Here is a 22027-nt window from a genome sequence, read left to right as displayed (position 1 = left end):
GGGTATGAGTCTGGAGTGCTTGAATACACACTTCTAGGTTATATGTATGCACCTACTCAGATAAAGGTGAACTCTGCTCGGCTTTCAAAACATAAAAATGGAGCACTCGCTACGTTAGCGAATGCTCCATTTTAGTTTACTTCTTTTCGTTCAGTTGAACTGAACCCAACGTAATATTTACTATTCAGCGTTTTTCACCCGGAACTGGTCAGCATGTCGTTGCAGATTGTTTGATAGTGTGGTCAGATTGCGGGCTACTTCGGATAGTTCTTTTACTGCTAGAGCCTGCTTCTGAGCGCTTGCTGATACATCTTCTGTCATTCCGGCAGTCTGCTGTGCCGCGCTGGCTGTGTGATTTAAATGTTGATCTACGCTGTGACGTACCTCTTGCATCTCTGCCGTCAATTGAGCCAGATGTGCAGCTAACTCCTGAACTTCCTGTGAAACCTGGGTGACTTTGTCAACAGACTGTAGACATACAGAAATTTGGTTTTCTTGTTCATTGACGGTCTTTATGTTTTCATCAAATTGATCACCCATTTGCTCAATTTGCTCAACAAAGCTTTTTAAGATTTCGTCGATTTCACGAATCGATATGGCGGATTGTTGGGCAAGTTGTCCCATTTCATGAGCGACCACAGAAAAACCCTTGCCAGCTTCGCCTGCACGTGAGGCTTCAATAGAGGCATTAAAGGACAAAATCTGCGTCTGCTTCACGATGCCCTGTACCTGCTGACCGATGTTAGCCGCCTCGCGGGATTTTTCGGTTAACGCGTGTGACATGCGCTGCATCTGCTTGATACGCAAGGCGCTTTCTCGTCCTTTCTCTAATAACAGTTCATGCTCACTGGCTACCTGATTACGAACCTCATTGAGATGATGGGCCGTATCCGTAAATTGTTGCACATGGCTTCCGACTTCATCCAGCGTTTGTCCTAATCGATCAGATTGTTGAACCGATTCCACCGCTTGATCCGCTTGGTTAATAGAGACATCGGCAATTTGCTGGAGTGTACGGGACAGTTCCTCAGTCTGGTGGAGTGTTCCTTCCGTTGTCACGACGATATTCTTCGATGCGTGCTGGAGTGTGCTTGAACTGCTTTGAATATCCACGATCATATTCGACATGGCTTCCACCATTTTGTTCGTTAATTTGCTGATTTCGCCTAACTGATCATATGTTACTTGCGACGATGTAACCGTAAGGTTGCCGTCGGCTACTTGCTCCAGTGTATTTTTAATAAATCTCACCTGACGCAGTATCCGCCGGGTTACCAGCATCATAGCCGCAATGGAGATGATCAGAATGATGGAGATAACAGGGATAACTAATCGGTAGGCCTCGGGCAAGGTATGTTCGTATACTTCAGTCACAGAGGACAGGGATCTGTCGATTCCCAAATAACCAATGATGGTTCCATCTGTATCCTTAATGGGAGTAAAGGAGGAAAACATCGTTCCCCATTCAGGGTCCGTTGTAATATCTGTAGTTACCGTTTCCCCTTGTTTTAATTTCTCTTCCGTTTCTTTAAGGGTAAAACTTACAGGAGTTCCGAATGGACTGTAGTCTTTGTCGTCCCATGCGGCTCCATCCACCGTTATTTTCCACTCATCTCCAACGCGGTTGTACATATAGACGTACAGAATTCCAGTTTGCAGTCTGAGCGTATTTAACTCGTTCCGAAGCTGCTTATACTCGCTGCTTTGCTCAGATGAATTAGTGTTTAAGCTCTTGACTGCGGATTTGTCCAATAACTGGGCCGTGTTCTTTGCCAGCGTTTCATTGTTTAGCTGCATGGTTGATAGAGAAGCATTTTGGATAGATTGATTGGTCGTCCACAGAACAATAACGCCAATCACTATTAAAGGAATGAGCAAGATGAAGTAGAGTTTGGATTGTAATCCCATTCTTTTTTTAACGCTGCTTTTCATAATATGCTCCTTACTATGTTTTTTTCACCTTCATATATATCGTGTACAAATAGGAAAATATGAATAGTAATTCAGATGTTTTCATGATTTTTTTGCGTATTTGCGTAAATTCTCATGAAAAAAGCCTTAACCCGGTAAGTACCGAGTTAAGGCTGTATCTTATGACTTACAAATCGTCAAATCCGTTGTCATCTCCGACCTTGCCATAATTGCGTGATTTTGCTTCAAAAAAGTCCGTTTTTGTCGCATTCAGCGCTTCGTCTGAGAATGGTTTAATCCAAGGCATGCAGTTTACATCTACGCCTTCGTATGCTTTGTCCATACCAAGCAATCTCAGGCGCATATTTGCCATGTATTTGATATAATCGCTCAGCTCGTTCAAGTCGATGCCGCGAACCTCTTTGAGCGTATAATGCGCCCAATTCGTTTCCAGCTCCACAGCGCGGTTAATCATACGGTAAACATAGTCCGTATTTTCCTTGGTATTCAGCTCAGGGAAATCGGACAATAGCTGCTTAAACACTTCGGCAAAGAAGTAGCAATGCTGATTTTCATCACGCTGAATATACGAAATCATTTGGCTGGTTGCCATCATTTTCTGATCACGGGCCAAATTGTAGAAGAAAGCAAATGTACTGTAGAAGAAAATGCCTTCCAGAATCAAATCGGCTACCATCGCTTGGAAAAAGGTTTGCGGGTTCTGCTCATCGCGGAACTCCTGGTAAATATCCGAGATGAATGTGTTACGCTCCAGCAGAACAGGATCTTTTTTCCAGTATTCAAAAATTTCCTTCTGTTCCTGATCTGACACCAAAGAAGACAGAACGTAGGAGTAGGACTGGTTATGCACCACTTCCTGCTGTCCGATAATCGCCGAAATAGCTTCCAGTGAGGAATCGGTAAAATAGCGTTTTACATCCCCGACAAACATGGTTTGCATGGAATCCAGCACAGCCAGCAGGCCGATGTTAATTTTGAAGGTGCGCTGTTCTTCAGCATCCAGCACAGGGAACTGGGACGCATCCTTGGACATCGGAATTTCATCTGGAATCCAGTGGTTCAGCAGCAGCACTTTATACAGTTTGTACATATGCGGCATCCGAATATCGTTCCAATTCAAAATACCGGAGCTTTCGCCTTCAATAATACGGGTAGAGCGATTTGGCGCTTCCGTGTTAAAAATTTTCTGTAACTGCATGAGAGCTTCTCTCCTTTAGTTTAGGATGCGCAGCTATCACATTCTTCAATCGTCAGTGCGCGGCTGCGTACATAATAGGTCGATTTCATACCTGATTTCCAGGCATGGATGTGCAGCTCTAAAAATTCAGTTGCTTTAATATCGGGACGTACATACAGGTTAAAGCTTTGGCCTTGGTCAATATGACGCTGACGTGCAGAAGCCATGTTGATCGAAGCGTGTTGATCCAGCAAGAAAGCTGTCTTGTAGTACCAGATGGTTTTCTCGTTCAAGTCCGGTGCTGGGTTAGCGATCTTGTAAGTTGTTTTCTCTTCATAGGAAAGCAGCTCGTACAATGGATCAATGCTGGCGGTAGAGCCTGCGATGATAGACGTGGAACCGTTAGGTGCGATGGCGAACAGCCATGCGTTGCGGACACCGTTTTGTTGGACTTCTTCTGCAAGCTCGCTCCACTCGGACGTTGTGACAAATTTACCTTCGCGTGTACCGTCCGTATAGCCACGGGAAGTGAAATAATGCCCGGTAGACCAGTCAGAACCCTCGAATTTCGCATAACGGCCTTTTTCTTTCGCTAGCTCCATGCTGGATTTGACTGCCAGGTAGTTAATCTTTTCATACAAATGATCGTTATAGGTTACCGCTTCATCGGATTCCCAACGGATACCTTCCAGTGCAAGTAGATGATGCAGTCCAAATGTACCCAGACCGACAGCGCGATATTGGCTGTTCGTATATTGTGCTTGCAGCACTTCAATGTTGTTGATATCAATAACATTATCCAGCATACGTACCTGAATCGGTACGAGGCGATCCAGCACACCTGCCGGAACCGCACGAGCCAGATGGATGGAGTTCAGGTTGCACACAACAAAGTCGCCAGGAATTTTGGAAATAACAATGCGTGTTTGTCCGTCCTTGGTGACCAGTTCCTCTTTTTCCACTACAGTTGCAGATTGGTTTTGCATAATTTCCGTACACAGGTTGGAGGAATATACCATACCATGGGCGCGGTTCGGGTTGGCCCGGTTTACCGTATCACGGTAGAACATGTACGGTGTACCTGTTTCCAGTTGTGATTTCATCAGGCGCTTCATGATGTCGATGGCAGGCACTGTAATACGAGAGAGAATGGGATGCTGTGATGCCTCTTCATACTTTTCGCGGAAGGTACCTGAACCGAAGGTTTCATCATAAAAATCTTCCAGACCCAGTGGACGACCGTTGTCATCTTTCCAGCCCATCACCTTCTTCACTTCATGCGGACAGAACAGATTCCATTCACCACGTGCTTCGACCCGCTCCATGAACAGATCAGGCAGACATACGCCGTGGAACACGTCATGTGCACGCATCCGCTCGTCACCGTTGTTCAGCTTCAGGTCAAGGAACGCGAGGATATCCTTATGGAATACGTCCAGATATACGGCAATTGCACCTTTGCGAGTACCCAATTGGTCTACGCTAACAGCTGTATTGTTCAACTGGCGAATCCACGGAATGACGCCAGAACTTGTATTTTTATGTCCACGGATATCGGAGCCGCGAGCCCGTACTTTACCGAGGTATACGCCGATGCCGCCGCCCATTTTGCTAAGACGGGCTACATCCGTATTGGAGTCGAAAATACCTTCCAGGGAGTCGTCTACGGTGTCGATAAAGCAGCTGGAGAGCTGTCCGGCCACCTTTTTTCCGGCATTGGACATGGTTGGTGTAGCTGCCGTCATGTACATGTTGCTCATCGCCCAGTATGCTTCCTTGACCAGTTCCATCCGCTTGTCGGCAGGCTCTTGGTGCATCAGGTACATTGCGATGATCATGTAGCGTTCTTGCGGCAGTTCCATTACGCGTCCATCAAAATCATTGGCCAAATAGCGCTCAGACAGCGTTAATAGCCCGATATAATCGAACAGCAGGTCATTTTTCGGCAATATGGAATCGCCCAGCTCATCAATCTGCTCCTTGGTATAGTAGTCGAGCAGTTCTTGGCGGTAAATTCCTTTTTGGACCAAATCGGTAATCAATGGATAAAATGCACCGTAAGGCTCGTCCGCATAGGATTTGTAACGGCGGTGAGTAGCCGCTTTTTTATATAAAGAAGTAAGCAAAGCACGTGCAGCGGCAAATTTCCAGTCTGGTTCTTCCTTACTAACTAATTCAAGGGCAGCCATCGCAAACGCGTTGCTGATGTCATCCCCCGTGACTTCGTCCCGGCGCAGCTTGCTAGTTACACCGCGAATGAGACGATCTTTATCCAGCTTGTCCAGCCCGCTGAGTACACGGTCGGCATATACGGAAATGCGTATTTCATCAAAAGCCAACTGGCGATTGTTTGGTTTGGTTACGAGTTGTGGCATAGGATTAATTCCTCGCTTTCCTGATTTGGAATCATACATGGGAATAGGCATGAAAATGATCATGATGAGAAGATAATGGCGAAAAAAGCGATGGTCAGACAGCATTTGGGGGCTGTATGTAATCCAATAACATAGAAATAGCGATGCCCTGCCAATGAAGGGGGAAAAGATGGTTCCCGTACGATTTATCGGCTACATCACTATATTTAGACGTGTTAAGAATATTTAACCCAACATATTGTGTGTATAAACTTAAAATTTCAAATAAGTGCAAGGAGTATTATAGCAACATTCGAAGCCATACGTAAAGGAAAAGGAATGGAAAATCAAAATATGCAGAGAAGTCGCGGGCTGTATTTGAATTGAGGCAGTTTGAACGGTACAATGAATGATAAAGATGTTTCCTATAGAAACAAGCAGCATACATATGAACTTTTTTTGTGAAATAAGGTTGCTCGCTCTATCGGCCTGAGGTTTTGATTTTTAAAGAAGTGACGATTTTAAATTAAAAGGAGGAACTTGGCGATGGCTATTGCAGAAGTGACAGTGATCCCGATTGGAACGGGGAGTACAAGCCTGAGCGACTACGTTGCCCAGATGCAAAAAGTGTTGAAGACGCAAAAAGGAATTACCTATGAGCTTACCTCCATGAGTACGATTATTGAAGGTTCGTTGGACGATGTGTTCACCGCCATTGCTGCGCTGCACGAAGCGCCATTCCTGTCTGGAGCTAAGCGTGTTTCCACCTCGGTCAAAATTGATGATCGCCGTGACAAGCCTTCCTCCAGTCACCAAAAGCTCCGTTCCGTCGCAGAGAAACTATCTGGCACCGCGACAGGAAATGTTACCGAACTAAATCCAAATCCTGGTTGAAAAAGTTGATGTAAGTGATTGATTTTTATGTAACTAAGAGTATAATAGTTTTTGTTGTCAGTTACACTGACCTGCTGGTGTAGCTCAGGGGTAGAGCAACGCACTCGTAATGCGTAGGCCGGGGGTTCAATTCCCTTCACCAGCATAGCTATAAACTCAAGCACAGCGCGGCTTCCAAGCTTTTGGGGGACGCGCTTTTTTGTGATTCTGGACAATCTTCTACGCTGAGGTCTTTTTAGTAGGATTATTATGCTATATATAATTAGTTTTTTTGTTTCGTTTCATGCTAAAAATCGAATTCTTACATTAGTTGCATAGTATATTGACAGGTGGTTAATTTTGGTGAAAAATGAAGTATGTTTTTAAAAATTATGGAAAGTTTATGCGAAGGGTGGCTATGGCATGAAGCATACACCTACGATACGAGCAGAATTAGACAGATACTTAAAACAAGAGAGCATGAGTCTAACGCAATTCGGGCATATAGCAGGCATGAATAGGGGAATAGTAAGTGCTATTGTGACGGGGAATAAGTCTATGTCTGTTAACCAGCTTGACCTAATTACTGAAGCTATGGATTTACCGGAGGGCTACTTTTATGACTTGTTTATAGAAAACTACATCATCGACACTCCCCCGAATATGAGGCGAATCGAGCCATTTTTGTTTCGCTGTGCGGAGTTGGACAAGCTGGATGCGATCCGTCGAGTGGTGGGAAGCATTATGGACAACGTACTCTATTCGCCTAAACTATTTGATATAGCAGAAGTACTATTAGCACAGGGACGACATGATGCTGCATTGCTGCTCTATGAGGGCGTAGCTGAAGCGGAGAAGTACCAACATTCTGAACGTTTAGCCATCTGTCAATATCGTATATTCGCGATTCAAGTTGGAGACGATCAAAGTCGCAATCTCAGTGCAGCTACGATATTTGAAGCTTTTGTTGAACGCCTAGATGAAATAGACCAGCTTGATGCATTGAAGGACTTGGCTAATGTGTACAGGTCTTTGCGTAAATGGAACAAAGTAGATGAAGCGGCGAAAAAAATGAAGCAGAAAGCGAAAGCTCAATATTCGTTAAAACATCAACATAAGAACCGAGAGTGCAATGAATCTACAAAGAAGTTAAGTCGTCCCCTGTTTGTGTACATCACCTATGCCGATTTACTATGTGCAAGTGTCTGCGATGACCAAGGCGATTATCAACAAGCTTTACAACATACATATGCCTACGGTACTTTAGATTGGGTCAAGGAGACGGACGAGGATACCCTATATTGGATTAAACAGTATAAAGATTGGGCAAAATGTAATACTTACGTTAACAAACTTCTGTCTGGTGATATCAGTGTGCTTCAAGATTATGTTGAATATATAGCAGAATCAGACTCTAATGAACAAGAGAAAATCTCCAAATTGTTGAATGTTATAATTGCGGCTAACCGATTTGAATTGGAAGTGGACGATATACTTCAACGGTTTGAAACGGAGATTAATTCGTTTTCTGAACAGTCTCTATCCGACGATATGTACAACCAACAGGTGATACCGGACTATATCGCGTGGTTTGGTTACGAGTTAGCTCATTATTATTTACATCGAGGTATGTATAGTGTTGGCTTTAAACATTTGATGTATTCAATGGTAAGTTATCATACACTAAATAATGAGACTTATTTCATTAATTGTATGGGTCTTTTTTTACACTTTCGGGATCATGCAGTTTCAGAAACTAAAACAGCATTTTTAAATTTCATTGAAAAGGTGTGGATGGACAATGTTGAGAAAAATGGTACTGCTGATTATCGCGGCTAGCTTTTTGTTTATTGTTACGGTACCTGTACCTGTTCAGTCGCATGATATACGACCTCAAGTACAGGTTGGGGGTTCTTGAACATAAGTAAAGTAAATCCCCGCTAACCTTTTACTGGTCGGCGGGGATTTTTGTTGAAGGAATTACTACATCGTTCACCGAATGAATTATCAAGGTGATCAGCATGAATCATACATATAAAGTGTCAAAATCGGATATAGAACTGTTTGCAGCTACATTAAAACTAAGTTTACTTCAGAAGGATTTACTGACAGTTGAGTTAGTAAAGAACCGATATTAACCCATTTTAATCTTGGTGATGGGCCGGTCACACTTCGGCTTGGTATGCGACATCACGATTAGTACTTGTTACTGGAATGGAATTTTAATCCGGGAACGTAGAACCGAACCTCATTTGTCTATATTGGAGTTAGTCCCCATAAACTACTCAACAGCTTTTCTTTATTCGTTAATGAATCTTTTTAATCGTACTTTCAAATATAGGACACACCAAAAACAGTAATGAACTATTTCTAAACCAATAAGGATTGCTTCTGACCAGCTAAGAAGAGATAAGACTTTGGAACACAATGTGCAAACAATAAGAATAGCTTCAAGAATCAGAATATCCAGAATTGACAAAATAACTGTTCGGGATATGGTGATTTGGAAAAATCGTAAAGATTTTAAATTCCAAACAGTTGCGATCAGCTCCAGCATGATGATTCCCAGTGACATACCGACATATCCCAATCCAGGAATGGCAACTAAGGAATAAAGAATTATGAAGTTAACAAGGACTCCTGTGACAAGACCAATAAAGGGAGTTTTCTTCCGATTTTGCGCCCATAGAATACTTGTTGTGATTTCGCGCAATCCGACGAGCAGTGGTAACATTGCCAAGGATTTAACAGGAACCTCGGCATCATGTATACGAAAAACAAATAGAGAGATTTCAGGTGCATATTTAAAAATGAAAAATCCTGAGACTAATCCCCAAATCCAAGCTACCTGAAGAGCCGTATTACTTTTTTTGTAAAATGAATTAAAATCATTATTTTTCCAATCGGCGGTTATTTTCATTGTGAGCGTATGGGTTAACGAGCCTGTAATCAAAGTAGGCATATATGCAACGACTAGAGCGATGCCGTTAACAATACCGAACATCTCCGCTGCTTCTTTGGGCGAAACACCGGCAATTTGTAATCGTTGAGGGATGATGATCGCATCCATAAAGTCGGAAGCCGGGATGAGCAATCGTGTTAGCGCAATAGCAAAGGAAGCTTGTACTACCAAAGGTAGACCTATTCGAGTTGATGGGGAAGGCAAATCTGTAGAGTGACGATTGGACGTGAAAAAATAAGCAGCAAGCATAGCAAAGGCTAACAACGCGCCTGTAGAGGTTCCCAGTACCGCTCCACCTACGGCATACTCAATGCCGGATCTAATAAAAAAGGGCACTAGCCATATTAAAGTACCAATTCTAACAGTTTGTTCTATTATTTCCGAAAGGGCAATCGTGGTGTATCTTTCGAGCCCTTGCAAATATCCGCGCAGCAGACTTAGTAAGGGAACGGTAAATAGGGCAGGAGAGAGGTATCGAATCACAACATCAAGCTGTGGATAGCCAAGCAAAAAAGAGATCGACTTGGATTGCCAAAAGGTTAAGACACTGCATGCCAAACCTATGAGCATCAAGAATATCGAAAAAATTTTGAACAGTCGCCAGCCTTTTACTGAATTTTTGGCTGTAAACATCCCCAAAGCTGTGGGCAATCCACCTGAAATTATCATCAATATTAAGCTGTAGAAGGAGTAGGCTAGCTGATAGAGACCCATTCCTTCAGCTCCAACAAGTCGCGTCATAAATATTTTTCCAACTAAACCAATGGCCTTCACAACAATCATTGCATTTGCTCTCACCATGGTTTGTTTTAATATAAGAGGTAGTTTCAGATTTTTCACCCCATTAGAAGCTGTCCATATTATTCCTATGACAGAAACCTCCGGGATATGAATAAGTCTTAAGGATCACGAGACTTAGTCCTGTATATGAATTAATAAATATTTGGTATGTTTATCCCACCCCAAGTCAAAGGGAACTCTGAAACGGTCTGCGGTATGGGAGTTGACTAAAGGATAGCCACTCTGATCAAATCCGACTACAACTGAGAAGTGGTCTACATCGCCTTTTAAGATGTAAGCAATTAAATCACCTGGAAGTAACTGGGGTTTATCAAGATGCAGCTGGCGTTCATTAACGGATTGAACAATATCTGAGAAGCTGCCTTGTCCAATAATTCTTCCATAGCCGGAGCGTATAAGAAAATTTCTAAATGCATCTGTCTGAACCCAGGCCTGGCTTCCACCATTGCCATACAAGTAATGCCAGCCTGATTTCATAGGCAGCCCTCCGCCTTCTTCCGCATCCCCGATGACTTGTGAGGAGAAGTTGGTACAGTCGCCTCCCTTGGAGTTATAATCCAAGTATTTTTGATTATATCGTTGACCATTCCCTGCCCCCCATGTCGTCCCTGCATATTTATTCGCATAGTCAACGGCGCGGGCTCTGTTATATTTATGAATAGCTCTCTCTGTTGTTGCCGGATCTTTATGGGGAGAAAAAAATAAGTCGGATTTTTGAATCTTTTTTGAATTCTCTTCCAGAGGATCTGAATACCATTCTCGTTCCACGTACCAACGGTTATCCTTTTTTCTTAGTGTAATACCATGACGTGTTCCAATTCCAAAATCATGCCGACCGGGATAGCTGTGAATATATTCATAACTCAATTTCAAGGACTGAACAAGGGAAATTTTGGCCGTATCACCCAATACTTCTGTACGGGCTATCCGAATTGTGCTTTCCGCATTCACAAATTTCATTTTACGATGTTTAGCCCATTCATGAATATATTCGGCTCTGTTCATTTCATGATGGTACGCATAGTTGCTTCGTTTATCTGTTATCAAGTAATGGTCCTCGATGTGCGTTTTATCCTGATCCATCAACAACCGAGTACGATCATCAAACAATTCTTGAAGAAATGGGATAACGTTATCTTGTCCAGCTGGCTCGGCTTGTGCACGAAATAAAAAAAGGCTGCATACAGGGATTAATATTAAAATCATGCACAGCAGTTTCAATTTTTTTATCCTAGGCACATTTACTCATTCTCCTTAAAATGGTTAATTGTTTTGGGATTTGCCTTGTTCTGACCCGTAAGTTTTTCACAGGCTGAATTCATGTGTGCTAATTTGGTAAAGACAACCAGTCGCCCCTCATGTTCCTTCTTGCTTCGACTGTAGCGCCCGGCACAGGTAATTAAGTTTAAATGCCGCTCTTCTGTAGGACCAAAAATCGTTTGAATCGGTGCTTCGGGGGTTAGGTAAAATTTTACGGACTCCACTACAAATTGAAGCTTGCAACCGTTATCGCCAGTTACATACACGTAGTCTCCTCTTTTCAATTTTTTAAGAGGATAAAAAACTGCCGGACCCGTATATGTATCGACATGCCCGTCCATAATTGCATTACCAACTGCCCCTGGCAATACAGCAGTAGATAAGTAACCTACTCGATCCGTGTTACCTGGAACGCCCATTTGCCCATTTTCTAAGTAGGTAACCGGTTCTATAATCGAATGAATACGAACCGCAGGGATATCGATTTTATGTGGAATGATCCCTAAAAAAGGTTTATTCGTAACCAGTATGGGCTTTGAATTTTGAGTTTGTTGAATTTCTAGCTTATGCGAGGCACGAGTAGAGTTACCACGATGTTCAGCTGAAGATGAACAGCTTGCAGTAATCAGCAGAATCAATAGTATTGTGACACGACTGAACCACTTAGTTGTCATATGAAGAAGGAAAGAGGGGATAATAAACGACCCCTCTCCCTTTTAGCCTCCTTTAATTCATTTGCTCGCTCGCGCCACCATACCCAGTTTTTGGTAATTTAGTAGCTTTTGCTTTTAAACTCTTTGCATGAATACTTTTTTCTCCAATGATTTTAGCTGGTGCAGCTTCACGTGCATGGAGCTTGTGAGCTTTCTCATGTTTGCTCTTCGCATGCAGCTTGTGTTCGTGTTTCGCATGAGCTTTAACCTTATGCTGGTGCATTTTGTGTTCATGCTTTTCCATTGCGGGTGCAGATGCAGATACCATCGATCCTGCTGACAGAAATACAGCCAGGGATGCTACAGCCAATATCGCTTTTTTCATGTTATTGCCTCCTTTAGATAGTTGGTAATTCGTAGATATATTCTCCGTACATAGAACGTTTTATGTAGTCATTAATTTCATAGGGAGGAATTGGTTTGGTTATTCCTCACCTTTCATTTATTGACCTCAATCAGTCCTTCGGGTGTGGCACGATTGTCAAGCAGTTCGGATACGGTAACGAAGGTAAATCCTCTTTTTTTCAGCTCAGGCAAAATGATTTTTAAAGCCTCAACGGTTTGCGTACTTTTATATACATAATCGTGCATAAGGACAATATCGCCGTTACGAGCATTACGAAGTACTTTGTTGACGATGCGGTGCACACCTGGTTTTCGCCAATCCAAGGTATCCTGATGCCAGGACCATAAAATCATTTTTAGCCCTTTTTCTTTAGAAAGTTTGACGAGCGAGTCGGTGTAGGAACCACCAGGTGGACGGAAAAAGTGGGTTTCTGTACCCGTTGCATTAATGATGCTGGCTTGGCCCTGATCAATTTCAGACAGGGCTTTGTTGGGGGAAATACGATGGAAAGATGGATGATGGAAGGTATGGTTGCCGACATCATGTCCTTCTTTTCGTTCCCGCTTCACAATGTCAGGGAGTTTTTCTACACGGCTGCCGACAACAAAGAAGGTCGCTTTGGCATCATATTGCTTGAGCAAATCTAGAATGGCAACTGTTTTGCTTTCGTCCGGTCCGTCGTCGAAGGTGAGGGCAATAAGCTTGCGATGTGTAGGAACTTCCCATACAATATCACCTCGTTCTTCGTAATAGGTTCTTCCTTTTGTATGTGCAGGAGATGAGGTGGATTGTGCAGTTGTATATGGAGCAGGGAAGAAACTGATGCACAGCAAAGAAGTTGCGATCACAGAAGACATTAATCGAATATTTTTCATCGAGTTTATTCTCCGTTCTAAGTTTTTCAGTTTAGCTTGCCATGAAAAAGTGTACGCCATTCCTCGCTCGAATAAGTTATTTTCACAAATAGTATTTTCAATTTATTACAATGTACATAGAGACCATTAAGGTATCTATCTCGTCTTGTTTCCTTCTAACAAAACTTCTAACGGCTTCGGATTATTTATATAAATATTTTAGGAGCCTTAGGGCAAACGTAATTAAATAATTACAGACTTTGGGGGTATGTGGGTACTAAGGGGAACTGTACCGGAACACACTCGTAATGCGTAGACCGGGGGTTCAATTCCCTTCACCAGCATAGCTACAAACTCAAGCACAGCGCGGTTTCCAAGCTTTTGGAGGACGCGCTTTTTTGTGTTTTTGGACAATCTTCTACGCTGAGGTCTTTTTAGTCAGGTTATTATGCTATATATAATTAGTTTTTTGTTTCGTTTCATGCTAAAAATCGAATTCTTACATTAGTTGAATAGTATATTGACAGGTGGTTAATTTTGGTGAAAAATGAAGTATGTTTTTAAAAATTATGGAAAGTTTATGCGAAGGGTGGCTATGTCATGAAGCATACACCTACGATACGAGCAGAATTAGACAGATACTTAAAACAAGAGAGCATGAGTCTAACGCAATTCGGGCATATAGCAGGCATGAATAGGGGAATAGTAAGTGCTATTGTGACGGGGAATAAGTCTATGTCTGTTAACCAGCTTGACCTAATTACTGAAGCTATGGATTTACCGGAGGGCTACTTTTACGACTTATTTATAGAAAACTACATCATCGACACTCCCCCGAATATGAGACGAATCGAGCCGTTTTTGTTTCGCTGTGCGGAGTTGGACAAGCTGGATGCGATCCGTCGAGTGGTGGGAAGCATTATGGACAACTTACTCTATTCGCCTAAATTATTTGATATAGCAGAAGTACTATTAGCACAGGGACGACATGATGCTGCATTGCTGCTCTATGAGGGCGTAGCTGAAGCGGAGAAGTACCAACATTCTGAACGTTTAGCCATCTGTCAATATCGTATATTCACGATTCAAGTTGGAGACGATCAAAGTCGCAATCTCAGTGCAGCTACGATATTTGAAGCTTTTGTTGAACGCCTAGATGAAATAGACCAGCTTGATGCATTGAAGGACTTGGCTAATGTGTACAGGTCTTTGCGTAAATGGAACAAGGTAGATGAAGCGGCGAAAAAAATGAAGCAGAAAGCGAAAGCTCAATATTCGCTAAAACATCAACAAGAGAGTCGAGAGCGTGATGAGTCTGCCAAGAAGCTAAGTCGCCCGTTGTTTGTATATATTTCATATGCCGATTTATTGTGTGCAAGTGTCTGTGAAGCCCAAGGCGACTATCAACAAGCTCTAGATTATACATACACCTACGCTAATCTAGATTGGGTCAAGGAGACGGACGACGACACTCAACACTGGGTTAGCTTGTTTAAAAGTTGGGCAGAAGGTAATACTTACGTATATAAACTGTTGTCAGGAGATATAAGTGTACTTCAAGATTATGTTGAATATATTGCAGCGACATCAGCCACTAACGAGAATGAGAAAATCTCAAAACTGTTGAATGTTATAATTTCAGCAAACCAATATAACATAGATGTGGAAGGTGTACTTCAACAATTTGAAGCCGAAATAAACGCTTTTGCACAACAGCAACCATCATCAGATGATATGTATACTCAACAGGTGATACCGGATTATATCGCGTGGTTTGGTTACGAGTTAGCTTATTATTATTTACATCGAGGCGCTTACATGGACGGTTTTAAACATTTGATGTATGCAATGGTAAGTTATCATACATTAAATAATGAGACTAATTTTATAAACTGTATGGGTTTGTTTTTACATTTTCGGGATTATGCGGTTTCAGAAACTAAAGCAGTATTTTTAAATTTCATTGAAAAGGTGTGGATGACCAATGTTAAAAAAAATGGTACTGCTGATCATCGCGGCTAGCTTTTTGTTTATTGTTAATGTGCCGGATCAAGCTCTTAACCACCACAATAGTATTCAGCCTTACGTTACCATCGGAGGTGCTTAAACGTAAGCAAAGCAAATCCCCGCTAACCTTTTACTGGTCGGCGGGGATTTTTGTTGAAGGAATTACTACATCGTTCACCAAATGAATTATCAAGGTGATCAGCATGAACCATACATATAAAGTGTTAAAATCGGATATAGAACTGTTTGCAGCTGCATTAAGCCAGGCTCTGTCTTTTAAGACGGTATATACCATCATTGAAATTGCACTGGATGTGGGTGTCCAGTCCATTTCTTATTTAGTAACTATAGGAGTTTTAGTTCTACTGCTCATTTTTTTAAATAGTAAGATGGCAAGAAGTAAAGCTATGCTTACAGCGGCAAAACCCAGCCAATTCAAATATAGGACAGATGTACGACTGATGACTAGCCCGCCTAATCCAGATCCCAGTGCAAAACCAAATTGGATGAACGAAGTATTTACGCTAAGTGCAATGTCCGGATTTCGAGGCGCCAGAGTAACCAGATATAGTTGCTGGGCCGGGGAAATACTCCACGTTGCTAACATAAAAATCATTAAAACCAAGATTAATACCAAGAGATTGACTCCGGCTAGAGCGAATAAAAGAAGAGTCGCCCCCTGTAGCATGAGCCCGAGACAAATGGTGAATTTCGATCCCTTTGCATCTGCCAATTGTCCGCCCACTCTTGATCCGACAAAGCTGCAAATGCCCGCCAGGAACAGAACACCGCTAATTTCTGTCATGGAAAGAGAGGACGTGGCTTGCAAGAAAGGCGTAATATAAGTAAACAGTGTAGAATAGCCGCCGACATAAAATAACGTAATAACCAAGGCCATCAGAATAGTTGGATTTTTTAAAATAGAGAGCTGCATTCTGAGGGTAACCTTTTCTTCTTCTTTGATTGCTGGAACCTTTTTATAGAGGATAAGTAATGGAAGAACACTTAATAATCCGATTAAAACAAATAGCATTCTCCATCCAAACATCTCACTAAAAAATGTGCCCATGGGAACACCGAGCACTAACGAACTGCTAAGCCCCATCAAAATGATACCGATGGCATTGCCCCTTTTTTCTTTTTCAACGAGCCGTGTCGCTACTGCCATGGCTACAACGGTAGCGATTCCTCCGCTAGCCCCTTGGATAATTCGTATCCATAGTACTGTTTCATAAGCAAGATCTACAAACATAAGTCCGTTGCTGGCAATAAACACACCAAGGGTGGTCATTAGTAGTTTCTTGCGATCTGCATTGATCGTTAATGCAATCACAATCGGAGCGACAATAGCCGCGGCGAGAGCAAATACAGTCACCAATAACCCAGCTTCTGAAGTAGATACTCCCAAGTCTACAGCGATCATCTCAATGACTCCCGTAATAATATATTCAATGGTTCCAATCAGAAAAACAGCCAGTGCCAGGACATAGATGATCCGTTTATTTTTCAATTTACCCCAATCCACCTTCTTCAGTTATCTATTTATAATGGGAATTTGTATTTCTATGAATTGTGCATCTCGTTCTGGAGTTAACGGTAAATATAGTTCCCTACCTAATTCGTTTTCCTTGATCCGATAGTTATTTTTTTCAATCCATTTAGCTAAATGAACACAGGCCGCACCATCAAAATTAGAATTTGAATGAAAAGCCATTGTGGCCATCATCGGTTCAGGAGGAAGAGTCCGTAGCAGAAACGGTTCTGGAAATGACCGCAGCTCACAGGTTAAAAAATAACCGACTTCAAACTCAAACTCATCCTCTTTTCCGTCGATTTCTTTCCACAAAACAACCTGAGGACCTTGAATCAATTGACGAATTTCCGTTGTTAATAACTGATCAAATCGACGAAACAAATCCGGAATGTCTTCTTCTTTCCCGCATGTTTTCTGATAAAAAAACGATTGAGCACCATCTGCTTTGACTCTGATTTCTTGACCCGTTTCGAATTGCCCCTCTTTTTCTATAAGCTGCATACGGTCCTCAATCCTGACGAGTTTGGCTTGTTCCGTATCGATGATATGCTGGATTTCGCTTCTTTTCAGCTTAAACATGCCTTGAATATTCTCCAATGAAATATCTTCCTGAAGCAGCTGTTTAATTTGGGGCAATGTAAAACCCAATTCCTTATAGATTAAGATTCGGTTGAGCTCAAGAAGCTGATCTGCGGAATAGTAGCGGTAGCCCGTATCGTGATCCACTTTTCTCGGCTTAAGTATGCCAATCTGGTCGTAATAACGCAGTGTTTTTAAGGAGACCTTGCTTAGCCTGGAAAATGTACTGATTTTGAACAAAATATCATCTCCAATCTATAACATAATGTGAGTATACAGTTTCCCGTGCAGGGGAAAGTCAAGGATGACTGCTTTTCCTTTTTATAGCTAAGATCGACTGCCATCTTTGTCACCACTCTATGTTGGTGTTATTGGTAAGTCAAAGAAACGTTTCTGAATAAAACGTTCATTTTTCTTGAATTAATAGGATTCTGTTGGTTCAAGCCTTTAGTAATTGAGTTAATCTATCTATTGAAAAATCCTTCCAAAAGAGTGTTAACATAGTGGACAAGCTTGGGGAAATCGCCAAAGAGAAGAATTGCACGGTAGCACAACTGGCAATAGCCCGGACAATAGCTAAAGGAGCACTGCCGATTCCAGGTACAAAACGTCGAAAATATCTAGAATAAAATGTTAATGCTGTTAATATTAAATTTACTAACGATGATTTAGCCCGTATTGACGCAGTTAGTCCAAATGCCTACGGTGGACGTTATCCCGATACGGTGTAACCTCTTTTACTTGGATCATTGAGTCATGGGCTCTGCTGGCTAATCACCGGCAGGCCTCTTATGTGTTTTGAATTAAAAACGGATATTTAATCATAATAAGATAGCCTGTTTATTCCAAACGTAAGAGGAGCAGATGAATTGAAAAACAAATGGCTGTTGGCATTGCCGTTAACCTTGGCGCTCGTTTTTAGCATGACTCCGTTAGTAGTCGCGCAAGCGAAGGTAGGGGAGGAGAAGGATTCTGCCTGCCTAAGTTCCAAAATGGTGCAACTGAAAGGCGATATGCAGAAGGTATGGATCGACCATACGATATGGACGAGGAACTATATTGTCAGCGCCATATCTAATCTTCAAGATCAGAAGGACGTATTGGACCGGCTTTTACGGAACCAGCAAGATATAGGCAATGTTATCAAGCCTTATTATGGGGAAGCCGCTGGTAATAAGCTGGCTGATCTTCTGAGGGAGCATATTCTAATCGCAGGGAAAATTGTAGCGGCTGCCAAAGCGGGTAATCAGGCGGATGTGAAAAAGCTAGAAGCGGATTGGCGTACAAACGCCGATGATATCGCCAAATTTTTAAGTGCAGCGAATCCGAACTGGCAGTTTAAAACGCTACAAGATATGCTGTATACGCACCTTCAGTTGATTACGGAATTAGTCCTCGACTATATCAAAGGAGATTGGAAAGCGGGTATTGCATCAACCGACAAAAACGAGATCCATATGATTCATTTAGCGGACATTCTGACAGAAGGCATGGTTAAACAGTTCCCTGAAAAATTTTAAGTGATCGCTATAGACGCAGTAAAGCAGATTAGCTATGATCACCACAAAGGGTGGTATAGAAAGCTTTTTTATCGGTTTAATGAATCGTTAATACAACTATGAATACAGTCGGTATGTCGAACCGAAATACGTTCTTCCACAAGCTCAGTTCTATTGAATCTATTACGAAGCACTCGTAATGTGTAGGCCAGGGGTAAGGTGGTTCATGAATAAAAAAATTACAATAAGTCTATTTTATTTCAATAATCTTTTTAAAAGGGGAAATTATGTTGTCGGTTCTACTAGTCTTTTTTAGTACGACCTTTTTTACCGAGAAGCCGCCTCAAAAAATATTTCAATACATATACTTGAAGCATGAACATATGAAGAACTGGTTTCGAGAAAAATAGGGAAGTTCGCTTTTATGTAAAATAATATTTTCTTATTTTAAAATGTAGAATGGAGGGAACTTCTTGTGCCACGAGCTTCAGTTATACTGCCAGTTTATAATACTGTGGCTTATGTTTTGGAAGCAGTCCACAGTATTTTAGTTCAAACCTATTCCGATTTTGAATTAATTATTATTGATGATGGCTCAACAGATGGATCCGCTTTTCTTATTTCACAGATAACAGATCCTAGAGTAATTAAAATCTTTCATAGTACCAATCAAGGTTTGGTCGCTACTTTAAACGAGGGATTCAATAGGGCAACTGGTGAATATATCGTTCGTATGGATAGCGATGATATTTGTACGCCAGATCGATTGGATGTGCAAATATCATTTATGGATCAAAATCCCCTAATTGATGTATGCGGTGCTGCTTTTACTACTTCTAGTGGAGGAGTACTTAAGGTGAATCCGGCCAGTCATGAAGAAATTAAAACATGGTTGTTATTCCATTGCTGTATCTGCCATCCTGTCACAATAATACGCAATAGCATGATACGTCGGCTAAACATTCAATATGATAGTAATTATCCCCATGCCGAAGACTACGAACTGTGGAACCGATTAGCTTCTCAGGTACAAATAGCGAACCTCCCCATAAACTTATTGTATTATCGTCAACATAAAGGACAAGTGTCCAATCAGTACAAAGCAATACAAGACGCCACTGCTCGGAGAATTCGACAAAGACAGTTTAGCCAGTTGGGCTTGGAATTATCAGATGAAGAAAATCAGATTATGCTGGATATTCTTGAGTATAAAATTAATCCCTATGATTATAATTGCTACACTAAAGCTGTAGGATTTGCGAATTGGGTGTTGGATCAAAACTGTAAGTATCAGATTTACAATCAGGAACTATTAAGCATGGCTTTTTCACGGTGTATATCCCATCTCCCATATTAACAAAGATATCAGCAAGCGATTGGAAAGTATCCTAATATCCCGCTGGCGTGTGTAAATGGGGTGTTTTATGTTTACCTGAATGCCCGGTCATAAAACATATTTACACATATATTAAAATGACGACAAATAAAGGAGGGCTAAAGCTATGAGCGGATGTGCAGGTGCAGCTGTTTGCGGTGTGTGGACTTCTACAGCGGCCATTTTGGTGCTCTATATCCTCTTGGTTATCATCCTTAAATCATGTTGGGTTTAATTTTGTGAAAAGAATTGTATGATTTCATAATCTGCCCGAAATTAGATTAGATAAAAAGCTCTGCTAACCCTATGGGTCGGCAGAGCTTTTTTCTTTTGAACAATTTCTTAATCACTTTAAATATATCGAACATGCTGCGATTGTACACCTTATTGTAAGCAACCTTGCGTGGGTTTCTGGTCCACTTAAGCCGCGAGGCATCTTGAGTCCTGCACAGCGGACAGTCTACCTCTTTTGTTGTTTATTTCGTTGAATACTCGCTTACTTCAAATGTAAGGATTTTATTGAATATTACGTAGTCCTTACGGTTGCTGAATGGACCTTTGTTATTATTATGCTTATCAATGGCAAAGAAAGAAGCACCTCTCCCGGCATCTTTAGCATCATACCAAGCGACAAAGGCATTCAGTTCTTTTTTACTCAGATCGAATTCCTTATCCAATCCATTGTCCATCGTTACAACCAAGATGGCACGGTCACCACTAGGTTGTTCTGGTTCGGTTGGATCAGACGGATCGGGCGTGGATTTCTTTACAATAGCATTTGCTTCATTGGATACAACTTGATCCATGGAGATATTCGCAGAAACTACGTAATAATAGGTAGTGTTTTCTTCAACTTTATTATCAGTATAAGAAGTACCAGAAATATCTGAGGCAATTTCTTCATACGGACCCCCAGGGGCTAGTGCTCTTTCAATTTTATAAGTAGTGACTCCTGTTATTTCATTCCACTGCAATTGAATATTTTCTTCATTCCCTGTTGCATTAAGAGTTAATGAATTTTCAGGTTGTTGGTAGGGGAGGAACCCTTCTGGAATACTGTGCGTGAATGGAGTCGCACCAAAATTTGTGTCAAACGAAAAGCTGCCAGCTGAACCACCTGTGATCGAAGGAGTCACAATCTCTCCTGGAAGATCGCTTGGTTTAAAGGTACTTGTATAAACGAATACACCATTCTTATACCAGCTTATCTTGTCATCATCCATATTCAAAGCCACACCAATAACGTCTTTTAATGTGTAGGTCGTTCCAGAAGAAACGATCCCCGGATAAGTGTTTCCGTTTGCAGCATAATACATCCAATTCTGAAGAGCTCCTGCACCTGGTCCATTGTATTGCTTACCTTCACCGACGATACCAATGCCAGTTGTGGTACTTGCTTGAGCTGTTACTGTGACTTCCCAATACCATTTTCCTTTGGTTTTTCCCACACTTGCTTTAGTTCCACTTGAATCTACGGTGGCCGAAACAGACTGGCTCTTTTCCCACACTACGTTTTTTGTAGCAGCGTATGTCGAGGAACTAAAACATATTAGAGTAAAAAATCCCAGTAGCAATAATGACGAAATAACTCTTTTCAACAAAATCTCTCCTTATTTATGTATTATTATGCGAGTTTAGCAGTTTCAATATGTATCGTCTAAACATTTTAATGCATATATTGAATAAGAAGTAAAATAATTACTTTTTAACAATGAAACGTAACAATTTAATTCTGTTTTTGCTTAAAAGAAAAAGCCCCGA

General features: G+C 41.6%; 17 protein-coding genes and 1 tRNA gene. 7 read left to right on the top strand and 11 right to left on the bottom strand.

All coding sequences use genetic code 11. The annotated features are described in order from the left end of the window. Positions 1-180: 180 nt before the first annotated feature. The 3 genes from ACQW03_RS08750 to ACQW03_RS08740 all read right to left on the bottom strand — a co-directional run bounded on the left by ACQW03_RS08750 (position 181) and on the right by ACQW03_RS08740 (position 5484). On the bottom strand, positions 181-1932 hold the full coding sequence (locus ACQW03_RS08750; RefSeq protein WP_220030662.1) for a methyl-accepting chemotaxis protein: 1752 nt from the start codon (positions 1930-1932) through the stop codon (positions 181-183). Between the two features lie 166 nt (positions 1933-2098). After that, a complete protein-coding gene (locus ACQW03_RS08745; RefSeq protein ID WP_441949321.1) occupies positions 2099-3130 on the bottom strand; it encodes a ribonucleotide-diphosphate reductase subunit beta in 1032 nt (343 codons plus the stop codon). A gap of 20 nt (positions 3131-3150) precedes the next feature. Next, positions 3151-5484 (bottom strand): ribonucleoside-diphosphate reductase subunit alpha, encoded by a 2334-nt coding sequence (locus tag ACQW03_RS08740; RefSeq protein WP_029517884.1) that lies wholly within the window; start codon positions 5482-5484, stop codon positions 3151-3153. A gap of 525 nt (positions 5485-6009) precedes the next feature. On the opposite strand from ACQW03_RS08740, the gene ACQW03_RS08735 reads away from it, so the two are divergent. The 3 genes from ACQW03_RS08735 (at position 6010) to ACQW03_RS08725 (ending at position 8175) form a co-directional block, all read left to right on the top strand. After that, positions 6010-6357, top strand: a complete 348-nt coding sequence (locus ACQW03_RS08735; RefSeq protein ID WP_274483747.1) for an MTH1187 family thiamine-binding protein — start codon at positions 6010-6012, stop codon at positions 6355-6357. Positions 6358-6430: 73 nt separating this feature from the next. Next, positions 6431-6502, top strand: a tRNA-Thr gene (locus tag ACQW03_RS08730). Positions 6503-6759: 257 nt separating this feature from the next. After that, entirely contained in the window at positions 6760-8175 is a 1416-nt protein-coding gene (locus ACQW03_RS08725; RefSeq protein WP_441949318.1) for a transcriptional regulator, read from the top strand. 460 nt (positions 8176-8635) lie between these two features. Here the strand turns inward: ACQW03_RS08725 and ACQW03_RS08720 are convergent, their stop codons facing one another. The 5 genes from ACQW03_RS08720 to ACQW03_RS08700 all read right to left on the bottom strand — a co-directional run bounded on the left by ACQW03_RS08720 (position 8636) and on the right by ACQW03_RS08700 (position 13293). Next, the gene (locus ACQW03_RS08720; RefSeq protein ID WP_441949316.1) at positions 8636-10138 is read right to left on the bottom strand and encodes an oligosaccharide flippase family protein; all 1503 of its coding nucleotides are present in this window, start codon (positions 10136-10138) and stop codon (positions 8636-8638) included. Between the two features lie 75 nt (positions 10139-10213). Continuing rightward, a complete protein-coding gene (locus ACQW03_RS08715; protein ID WP_441949314.1) occupies positions 10214-11338 on the bottom strand; it encodes an amidase domain-containing protein in 1125 nt (374 codons plus the stop codon). Positions 11339-11340: 2 nt separating this feature from the next. Further along, positions 11341-11997 carry a class F sortase gene (locus tag ACQW03_RS08710; RefSeq protein ID WP_441949312.1) on the bottom strand — a complete coding sequence of 219 codons (657 nt, stop codon included), beginning with the start codon at positions 11995-11997 and terminating at the stop codon, positions 11341-11343. 88 nt (positions 11998-12085) lie between these two features. Further along, on the bottom strand, positions 12086-12397 hold the full coding sequence (locus ACQW03_RS08705) for a hypothetical protein (RefSeq protein ID WP_441949310.1): 312 nt from the start codon (positions 12395-12397) through the stop codon (positions 12086-12088). A 113-nt stretch (positions 12398-12510) separates the two neighbouring features. After that, positions 12511-13293 carry a polysaccharide deacetylase family protein gene (locus ACQW03_RS08700; RefSeq protein ID WP_104496238.1) on the bottom strand — a complete coding sequence of 261 codons (783 nt, stop codon included), beginning with the start codon at positions 13291-13293 and terminating at the stop codon, positions 12511-12513. 579 nt (positions 13294-13872) lie between these two features. On the opposite strand from ACQW03_RS08700, the gene ACQW03_RS08695 reads away from it, so the two are divergent. Beyond that, on the top strand, positions 13873-15294 hold the full coding sequence (locus ACQW03_RS08695) for a transcriptional regulator (RefSeq protein WP_441949308.1): 1422 nt from the start codon (positions 13873-13875) through the stop codon (positions 15292-15294). Positions 15295-15613: 319 nt separating this feature from the next. On the opposite strand, the gene ACQW03_RS08690 is transcribed toward ACQW03_RS08695, so the two are convergent. Together ACQW03_RS08690 and ACQW03_RS08685 are read right to left on the bottom strand one after the other, a co-directional pair. Beyond that, positions 15614-16789 carry an MFS transporter gene (locus tag ACQW03_RS08690; protein ID WP_441949306.1) on the bottom strand — a complete coding sequence of 392 codons (1176 nt, stop codon included), beginning with the start codon at positions 16787-16789 and terminating at the stop codon, positions 15614-15616. Between the two features lie 24 nt (positions 16790-16813). Further along, positions 16814-17632, bottom strand: a complete 819-nt coding sequence (locus tag ACQW03_RS08685) for a MerR family transcriptional regulator (protein ID WP_076293281.1) — start codon at positions 17630-17632, stop codon at positions 16814-16816. Positions 17633-18261: 629 nt separating this feature from the next. On the opposite strand from ACQW03_RS08685, the gene ACQW03_RS08680 reads away from it, so the two are divergent. From ACQW03_RS08680 to ACQW03_RS08670, 3 genes are all read left to right on the top strand, one after another. Next, the gene (locus tag ACQW03_RS08680) at positions 18262-18912 is read left to right on the top strand and encodes a glycosyltransferase (protein WP_441949303.1); all 651 of its coding nucleotides are present in this window, start codon (positions 18262-18264) and stop codon (positions 18910-18912) included. Between the two features lie 454 nt (positions 18913-19366). Further along, positions 19367-20248 (top strand): glycosyltransferase family 2 protein, encoded by an 882-nt coding sequence (locus tag ACQW03_RS08675; protein ID WP_441949301.1) that lies wholly within the window; start codon positions 19367-19369, stop codon positions 20246-20248. 145 nt (positions 20249-20393) lie between these two features. Then, on the top strand, positions 20394-20501 hold the full coding sequence (locus ACQW03_RS08670) for a hypothetical protein (protein ID WP_023986758.1): 108 nt from the start codon (positions 20394-20396) through the stop codon (positions 20499-20501). A gap of 241 nt (positions 20502-20742) precedes the next feature. Here the strand turns inward: ACQW03_RS08670 and ACQW03_RS08665 are convergent, their stop codons facing one another. Then, positions 20743-21864, bottom strand: a complete 1122-nt coding sequence (locus ACQW03_RS08665; RefSeq protein WP_220030665.1) for an SPRY domain-containing protein — start codon at positions 21862-21864, stop codon at positions 20743-20745. Between the last annotated feature and the right edge of the window lie 163 nt (positions 21865-22027).

The sequence above is a fragment of the Paenibacillus sp. DRB1-1 genome (genome assembly GCF_052119485.1).
GTDB lineage: Bacteria > Bacillota > Bacilli > Paenibacillales > Paenibacillaceae > Paenibacillus > Paenibacillus polymyxa_B.
This window is presented reverse-complemented; position numbering and strand designations above follow the sequence as displayed.

Coding starts and splice junctions, on each gene's coding strand:
- ACQW03_RS08745 (WP_441949321.1), bottom strand. CDS start 3,130: ATGCAGTTACAGAAAATTTTTAACACGGAAGCGCCAAATCGCTCTACC.
- ACQW03_RS08740 (WP_029517884.1), bottom strand. CDS start 5,484: ATGCCACAACTCGTAACCAAACCAAACAATCGCCAGTTGGCTTTTGAT.
- ACQW03_RS08750 (WP_220030662.1), bottom strand. CDS start 1,932: ATGAAAAGCAGCGTTAAAAAAAGAATGGGATTACAATCCAAACTCTAC.
- ACQW03_RS08725 (WP_441949318.1), top strand. CDS start 6,760: ATGAAGCATACACCTACGATACGAGCAGAATTAGACAGATACTTAAAA.
- ACQW03_RS08700 (WP_104496238.1), bottom strand. CDS start 13,293: ATGAAAAATATTCGATTAATGTCTTCTGTGATCGCAACTTCTTTGCTG.
- ACQW03_RS08670 (WP_023986758.1), top strand. CDS start 20,394: ATGAGCGGATGTGCAGGTGCAGCTGTTTGCGGTGTGTGGACTTCTACA.
- ACQW03_RS08735 (WP_274483747.1), top strand. CDS start 6,010: ATGGCTATTGCAGAAGTGACAGTGATCCCGATTGGAACGGGGAGTACA.
- ACQW03_RS08705 (WP_441949310.1), bottom strand. CDS start 12,397: ATGAAAAAAGCGATATTGGCTGTAGCATCCCTGGCTGTATTTCTGTCA.
- ACQW03_RS08695 (WP_441949308.1), top strand. CDS start 13,873: ATGAAGCATACACCTACGATACGAGCAGAATTAGACAGATACTTAAAA.